Source organism: Paraburkholderia sp. SIMBA_054 (genome assembly GCF_046534875.1).
GTDB lineage: Bacteria > Pseudomonadota > Gammaproteobacteria > Burkholderiales > Burkholderiaceae > Paraburkholderia > Paraburkholderia hospita.
The window spans coordinates 1-234 of the sequence record NZ_JAWRXV010001768.1 but is presented as its reverse complement, the minus strand read 5'-3'; the positions used below and the strand labels follow the sequence as shown (position 1 = coordinate 234).

Sequence of the window (234 nt, the reverse complement as noted above, 5' to 3'; positions counted from 1 at the left end):
CACCCGCTGACCGTCATCACCTTGATCCTGGCAGCCGGGAACATTGCGGGCATTTGGGGAATCATTCTGGCGATTCCGTTCTATGCCGTCGTGAAAACAATCATCAAGAATATTTACGCAAGGCGGCAGGAAATCCGCTCGACCGCCACAAGAGAAGTATAAGAGAAAACCCGCAATCCCTGAATGAGCGAAGTGTCGCTCAATGCGTTCAGGGGCTGCGGGTTTTTATTATAG

At 51.3% G+C, this 234-nt stretch carries 1 protein-coding gene; it reads left to right on the top strand.

Translation table 11 applies throughout. From position 1 onward, the window contains the following. Window positions 1–6 precede the first annotated feature (6 nt). Window positions 7–162 carry a hypothetical protein gene (locus SB822_RS61170; protein WP_410859670.1) on the top strand — a complete coding sequence of 52 codons (156 nt, stop codon included), beginning with the start codon at window positions 7–9 and terminating at the stop codon, window positions 160–162. Window positions 163–234: the final 72 nt, after the last annotated feature.